Here is a 7,038-nt window from a genome sequence, read left to right as displayed (position 1 = left end):
CACGCCGCCAGCGTTCATTCTGAGCCAGGATCAAACTCTCCACTTAAAAATACCAAAACTCAAAATGAAAACATGGCTTAAACCATATTTTCTCTCCCCCCTCGCTATTTCATTGTCAAAGAACTCAGCCGCCGTCGCTCACGGCGAAGAGGCAGGTTCTATAGAACCACCCCTCACCTGTCAACAACAATTTTCACGAAAAAAAATATAATTTTTTATCGCTAAAATACAAAGTATTGCGATAAAGACGTTCATAAGCACCCAGGCCAACCACGTCTCGAAGAGGCAAGTTCATCCCGCGACATTCATGAGCATATTGTCGCGGTGGACTGCCTCGGAGTAGGGACACTGCCCTAAAACTCCAGCTATTTCAGCACTTTTCCGCCCCATTATTCGCCTCAACTCCGCCGCTTTGTAGTTGGACAAGCCGACTCCGAGCGCTTGCCCCTCGGAATCCATGATCCGAACCAAGGCCCCGGCGCCAAAGTTGCCTTCAATATGGTTGATTCCGGCGGGCAAGAGACTTTTACCTCCTTGCCGCAAGGCGTTCGCCGCCCCCAAATCCACCCAGACATCTCCATCCGGTTCCTGATTGTAGGCCATCCAGAACTTGCGCCGGGAGATGCCTTTCTCCTGGGGCATCACCCAGGTTCCCAGCATTTCACCATCAAAAACCTTTTCCAGGGAAAATTTTTCTTTTCCCGAAACGATCAGGGTCGGCACGCCCAGTTGCGCCGCCCGTTTGGCAGCCAGAAGCTTGCTGTACATTCCTCCGGAGCCTGCCCCGGTCTTCCCACGGCACAATGCCGAGGGTTCCAGGGCCTGGATGTCCGGAATGCATTCAATGCATCGTGCTGCGGGGTTTACATCCGGATTGTCGTCGAAAACACCCAGCGCTGAGGTCAGATTGACGAACAAATCCGCTTCGACCATGTTCAGCAGCAAGCTGGCCAAGCTGTCATTGTCTCCGAATTTCAGTTCTTGAACGGCTACGGAGTCGTTTTCATTCACTATGGGAATGGCTCGCCAAGCCAACAGAGTCTGAAACGTATGTCGAGCGTTCAGAAACCGCGTCCGGCTTTGCAAGTCGTCTTTGGTCAGCAAAATTTGGGCTGTGACCTTCCCGAATCGTTCGAAGGCCTCATCATACGCGTGCATCAACCGGCTTTGCCCTATTGCCGCGGCGGCCTGTTTCTCGGGCAAATGGCCGTCCAGGCACAAGCGGGAAATCACCCGCCTACCAGCGGCCACGGCCCCGGAGGAAACCAAGATCAAATCCAGTCCCCGATCATGCAGGGACGACATTTGATCGGCCAGCCGCGAAACCACTCGCAGGTCCAGCCCTTGGTCAGAGGTCAGTACGGCACTGCCGACCTTGATCAATACACGTCGCGCCTTCTCCAAAACCTGCCGACGATGTGTCATCCAGTCGCCCATTATCCGCTACCCTTTATTTTGTTTTGCTCATTTGTAACTGCTCAATAACTCTGGGCAATTGAACCAGGAATAACACCTGGCCCCCGGCTTGCGCCGGGGTAACAACCGAGAGAACTCGTTAGCGTGACATTCCATTCCGTCATACCGGCGCAGGCCGGTATCCAGGCAGCATGAAATTCCGTGGAAGGCCGCCCGGTCTTATTGAGCAATTACGTTCATTTCAACAAAAATCATGTCCCAGCCGGAAGTAACCGTGCTCCCGGCAAAATCGATAGCCCGAAGCAGCCGCGGAAACAAGTCCATCCGTTCCGGACGACACAGTAGTTTGGAAGCGCGGCGACTCACAGCATGTTCACCGGATCCAGGTCCAAGGCCACGCGCAGGGGGGAGGAAGCCGGAAGAGCAGTGCGCATGGCCGTGAAGGCTTCGCGCAGATTTTGCCAGGTCATGGCCTTGAGCAGGCACTGGAAGCGTTTGCGGCCGTTGAGCAACCCAAGGGGGGCCGGTGCGGGGCCGAGGACCCGGAGACCCAGACGAACGCCTTCCCGACGCAGATGGTCGCCGGCCGTGGCCACCAGGGCCGCGCCTTCCTCCCATTCACGGGGATAGCTCAACCGGATCATTGCCAGCTTCACGAAAGGCGGGTAGGCGAATTTCCGGCGACGCTCCAGTTCCTGAGCGAAAAACCCCTCATAGTCGCCGGTCCGAATGTGCTCCCAACAGGGATGGTCTGGATTGCGGGTCTGAATCAACACCCGGCCCGGCCGATCTCCCCGTCCGGCCCGACCTGCCAGTTGGACCAGCAACTGAAAGGTCTTTTCCGCGGCCCGGTAGTCCGGAAGGTTCAGCCCCACGTCCCCGTCCACGGCCACGACCAAGGTCACATTTGGGAAATGATGGCCCTTGCTGAGCATCTGGGTCCCGACCATCACCTGGGCCCGGCCCTGTCCAAAGGCCTTGAGGATATGGTCCAGGCTGCCCTTGCGTCGGGTGCTGTCCCGGTCCAGGCGAACAATTCCCAGCCCCGAGGCCCCAAGGTTCTCCAGGTACTCTTCCAGCCCCTCGGTCCCCTCGCCCATGGGCAGAAATCGAGTCCCGCCGCACTGACCGCACCCTAAGGGAAATGGCTGGGCAAAGCCACAATAGTGGCACAACAGGCGCTCCCACCCTTTGTGATAGGTCAGCCCCACTTCGCAGCGCGGACACTTGGGAGCCGTGCCGCAGTCCAGGCAAGAAACCAGCGGCGCGAAGCCGCGACGGTTGAGCAAAAACATTGCCTGCTCTCCGCGCTGGAGCACGCCCTCCAACTCGGATCGACAGACCTGGGAAAGCGGGGCGGAACGCGATTCCGGGCGCATGTCCACAAGTTGGATTTCGGGCAACGGCTTGTGGCTTACGCGGTGACGCAGCGTGACGCGACTGATTTCGCTCTGATCCGCGGCGTGAAAGGTCTTGATATCCGGTGTGGCCGAACCCAGCAGCAGCAAGCCGCCGTGCTGCTTGATCCGGAAGTAGGCCACTTCCTTGGCTTGGTACGTGAATCCCTCATCCTGCTTGTAAGAGGCGTCGTGTTCTTCATCCATGACGATCAGCCCCAAGTTGGCGAAGGGCAAAAACAAGGCGGACCGGGTGCCCACCACGATCTGGGGTGTGGCCTGGTGACGCAGAGCACGAAACACCCCCAGCCTGACCCCGGCGGAAAGCGAACCGTGATACCAGTGCCGGGGTGTTCCGGGAAAAAACCGATTCACTTCGTTCCAAAGCTGGGCGGACAAGGCCACCTCCGGAGCCAGCAGCAGCACGCTCCTCCCCTGGGCCATGGCGGTCCGAGCCAACCGCAGATACAGCAAGGTCTTGCCGCTGCCGGTCACGCCATGGACCAGGCGGACCTGAATCCGCCCCGGGGCGGCATCATGCGTGTCCGGAATGGTTTTCGATTCGAGGTCCAGGATCTGTCGCAGGTCACCCTCTAAAGCCGCGAGAGCCTCGGCCTGCTCGTCGGTGAGGGTGCGGGCCTCGAGGCAGGGAGCCTCCATGGGGCTGCTGTGGGGCGGGTCAATGTGCTGAACGGGAAGCGTGTCAAAGAAGGCTTGAGGAGAGACCGGAGGGGAGGTTTGAGCCCCCCTCTCCTGGTCACATTCGCCCGGAAGCACCGGCAGGGCCTGAACCAGCCCCTTGCGAACCAGGTCCCCCAAAACCTGCTTGAGCCCTTGTTTCGTCTCACGCACTGACGCGCCGTTGCCCCCGGACCGATTTCGATCCGCTTCCCCTGAACACGGGACTTGTGCGCCATCCGGGCCAACATCCGGATCGCCTTCCAGGCCATGATGCACGGCAAATGATTGATTTTGAGCAAGGACCACGCCATGGGCGATACCCCGCAAGGAAGCGCTGCCATGGACGAACAGAAAATCCAGGACGGCTTGTTGCCGCTTGGCTCTAGGGCGCAGTCCCCAGGGAGGATCGCGCAGCAAGGCGTAAAGGACGTCATCGTCCCCCTTGCGCTGGTTTTGCTCCAGACGCAGTCGGCCTTCCATCCACGCCCGTCCGAGCCGCGCCGCCTCCCCGCCGGAAAGCCGGGCCATTTCCTCCAAGGTCCAGCGCCGCGTCGTCGGACCATCCACCAGCGTGAACCGTGGTTGGCCGGAGCGCAAGGCCTTGGGCAGGATGCTGGAAAGAACGAGGCCCTCCGGGACCATTTGGCGTTTTGCCAGATGCCGGACCAAGTCCAGAACGGCCTCAGTCAGGAGCAGTTCCTGGTCCAGGGGCCAAACCATGGGCTTCAAGGCCCGCCCTCCCCCGTCTCCGTCTCTGGAAGGCTCCATGATCACCCCCAACCGTGTCCTCTTGCCCACGGGCACCATCACGCGCTGCCCGGCCGCCCAGGCCTCGGGAGGCAGGCAGTCCGGTGTCGCATACGTAAAGACGCGATAGGGCGGGCTGCACAGGGCGACGCTCCAAGCGTGGCTCATGGCGCTTGCCCCGCAATAACATTCAAAGACTTGTCCATCAGCTTGATATGGCTCCGTTGCCGTTGAGTTGTCCGGCGAGCTAAAACGCAACGAGCCGACCGCACGCCACATAGTGCAGTCGGCTCGAAAATCAGAGGAAGGAAGTCGAGTCCGCCGCGATCAGCAATTGAAGGGAAGCAGGTTTTTCAGCTTGCCCACCAGTTCGTCGCGCAACGACTCATCCTGCAAAGCAAAATAGATGTTGGCCGTGAGGTAGTCGCTCCAATCGCCCACATCGAACCGCATCCCACGCATTTTCACCGCCAGAAGGCGATTCTTCTGGGCCAGCTTCAGCAGCGCGTCCGTGATCTGAATTTCCCCGCCATGTCCCGGCTCGGCCCCTTCCAGATAGTCGAAAATTTCCGGCATGAGCACGTAGCGCCCGACCACCGCCATCCGGGAAGGCGCCTGGGCCGGAGCCGGCTTCTCCACCATGGAGCGAACCCGGTAGATTCCCGGCGCGAACTCCTCGCCATGGATGATGCCGTAGCTGCTGACCTTGTCCGCGCCGACCTCGATCACGCCGACAACGGACATGTTTTCTGAAAGCGCCACATCCATCAACTGCTTGATGCCCGGCTCCATCCCGAACATCAGGTCGTCCCCGAGCATCAGGGCGAAGGGTTCCTGCTTGATGACCTCTTTGGCGCAGAGCACGGCGTGCCCCAGCCCCAATTGCTTCTTCTGGCGCACGGAAATGATGTTCACCATTTCGGCCACGGCCCGGACCTCTTCCAAAAGCGCCGTCTTCCCGGTGCGTTGCAATAAATCTTCCAACGCCCAGTTGTAGTCGAAGTGGTCTTCGATGATCTTCTTGTTGGAATTGTTGACGAAAACCACGTCCGTCAATCCGGAATACATGGCTTCCTCGACGATGTGCTGCACGGCCGGCTTCTTGAACACCGGAAGCATTTCCTTGGGGATGTTCTTGGTTGCTGGCAACGATCTGGTACCCCAACCAGCCACGGGAATGACGACTTTTCTAATCTGCATCGGAGCAATCTCCTTACGTTTGGATCAATGTCGACGAACACGCTACTAGTGCACGGGCTGACACTGGCGGGCACGCTCGGCATTGATGCGACAAAACAAGACAAGATATAATCTAAATTTGATGGCATTCAAGGAGCTTTTGGCACCCTTGGAAATGGATCTTCAGGACTGGAAGCCGCGTGAAGCTTTGCCTCCGACAATCGGTTCAAGCCTATACCCATTCGGAAAAACAGTCTATCGCAAATGCGTTTGCAAGACGTCCACCAGTTCATCGGCAAGCCGTTGAACCAGGACGGAATCTTCGCCTTCCACCATGACCCGGGCCACCGGCTCGGTCCCGGAATAGCGCAACAGCACGCGCCCCCTGATCCCGAGCTTTTCCTCGGCCATGGCCACGGCCTTGGCCACTTCCGGGGATTGTTCGAAGGGGATCTTGCGCTCCACATGAACATTGACCAGCACCTGGGGAAACGGCTTCAATTGCCCCGCCAGTTCGGACAGCGGCTTGCCCTTTTCCTGCATGATGCGCATCAGTTGCAAGGCCGCCAGGATACCGTCCCCAGTGGTGCAATGGTTCAGAAAAATCAAGTGGCCGGACTGCTCGCCGCCGAACACCGCCCCTTCCCGGCGCATGGCCTCCACCACGTAGCGGTCGCCCACCGGGGTGCGCAACAGCCTGCCGCCGTGGTCCCGCATGAACAATTCCAGAGACATGTTGCTCATCACCGTAGCCACCAGGGTATTGCCGGGTAACGTGCCGTTTTGCATCATATCCTGGACGCAGATGGCCATGATCTGGTCGCCGTCCAGCACGGTTCCCTGCTCGTCAGTTACGATCAGCCGGTCTCCGTCGCCGTCCAGGGCCAGACCGATGTCCGCTCCGGATTCCAGCACGCGATGCGCCACGAGTTCCGGATAGAGGGAACCGCATTTGCGGTTGATGTTCAACCCGTCGGGCTCCGTGCCGATTTCCTCCACCTTGGCCCCCAGTTCTTCGAACAGCAAGGGGGCGACCTTGTACGTCGCGCCGTTGGCGCAGTCCAAGACCACCTTGACCCCGTCAAAAGTCATGGTCGAAGGGATGGTGTTCTTCAAAAATACCAGATACCGCCCCAGGCTATCCAGAATCCGGCTGGCCTTGCCGACGTTTTCTGGCTGCGGATACTCCCAGTCCGTGTCCGGAGAAAGGATCAGTTCCGAAATCCTGTCCTCCATGGCGTCGGCCAGCTTGAATCCGAGATTGTCGAACAGCTTGATCCCGTTGTCCATGAACGGATTGTGCGAGGCGGAAATGACCACTCCGACGTCGGCGCGCATGTTGCGGGTCAGAAAGGAAATAGCCGGGGTGGGCATGGGACCGACCAGATAGACATCCATACCCGCCGCGCAAAATCCGGAAGTCAAAGCCGTTTCGAACACGTACCCCGACAAGCGCGTATCCTTGCCGATCACCACCCGGTGTCGCCGCGAACCGTTGCGCATCATTTGACCAACGGCCAGCCCAAGCCGCAGGGCGATTTCCGGAAGCATGGGAAAGATGTTCACCTGACCGCGCATGCCGTCCGTTCCAAAAAGTCCTTTTCGCATTAGATTCCTC

5 protein-coding genes are annotated in these 7,038 nt (G+C 59.0%); 1 reads left to right on the top strand and 4 read right to left on the bottom strand.

What is annotated here, in order from left to right; translation table 11 throughout:
* Positions 1 to 211, top strand: a 211-nt coding sequence (locus tag C6366_RS20300; protein ID WP_233248491.1) for a hypothetical protein, incomplete at its 5' end; no start/stop codon positions are given.
* Positions 212 to 291: 80 nt separating this feature from the next.
* On the opposite strand, the gene proB is transcribed toward C6366_RS20300, so the two are convergent.
* The 4 genes from proB to glmM form a co-directional block, all read right to left on the bottom strand.
* Positions 292 to 1,425, bottom strand: a complete 1,134-nt coding sequence (gene proB, locus C6366_RS12550) for a glutamate 5-kinase (RefSeq protein ID WP_199221496.1) — start codon at positions 1,423 to 1,425, stop codon at positions 292 to 294.
* 353 nt (positions 1,426 to 1,778) lie between these two features.
* Complete coding sequence (priA, locus tag C6366_RS12545; RefSeq protein WP_158269770.1) at positions 1,779 to 4,409, bottom strand: primosomal protein N'; 2,631 nt, start codon at positions 4,407 to 4,409, stop codon at positions 1,779 to 1,781.
* A gap of 159 nt (positions 4,410 to 4,568) precedes the next feature.
* Positions 4,569 to 5,441, bottom strand: coding sequence for a UTP--glucose-1-phosphate uridylyltransferase GalU (gene galU / locus C6366_RS12540; protein ID WP_107738370.1), 873 nt, complete (start codon positions 5,439 to 5,441; stop codon positions 4,569 to 4,571).
* Between the two features lie 234 nt (positions 5,442 to 5,675).
* Positions 5,676 to 7,028: a phosphoglucosamine mutase gene (glmM, locus tag C6366_RS12535; protein WP_107738368.1), complete on the bottom strand. Its 1,353-nt coding sequence runs from the start codon at positions 7,026 to 7,028 to the stop codon at positions 5,676 to 5,678.
* Positions 7,029 to 7,038: the final 10 nt, after the last annotated feature.

Origin of the sequence: Desulfonatronum sp. SC1, from assembly GCF_003046795.1 — a bacterium.
Classification (GTDB): Bacteria; Desulfobacterota; Desulfovibrionia; order Desulfovibrionales; family Desulfonatronaceae; genus Desulfonatronum.
This window is presented reverse-complemented; position numbering and strand designations above follow the sequence as displayed.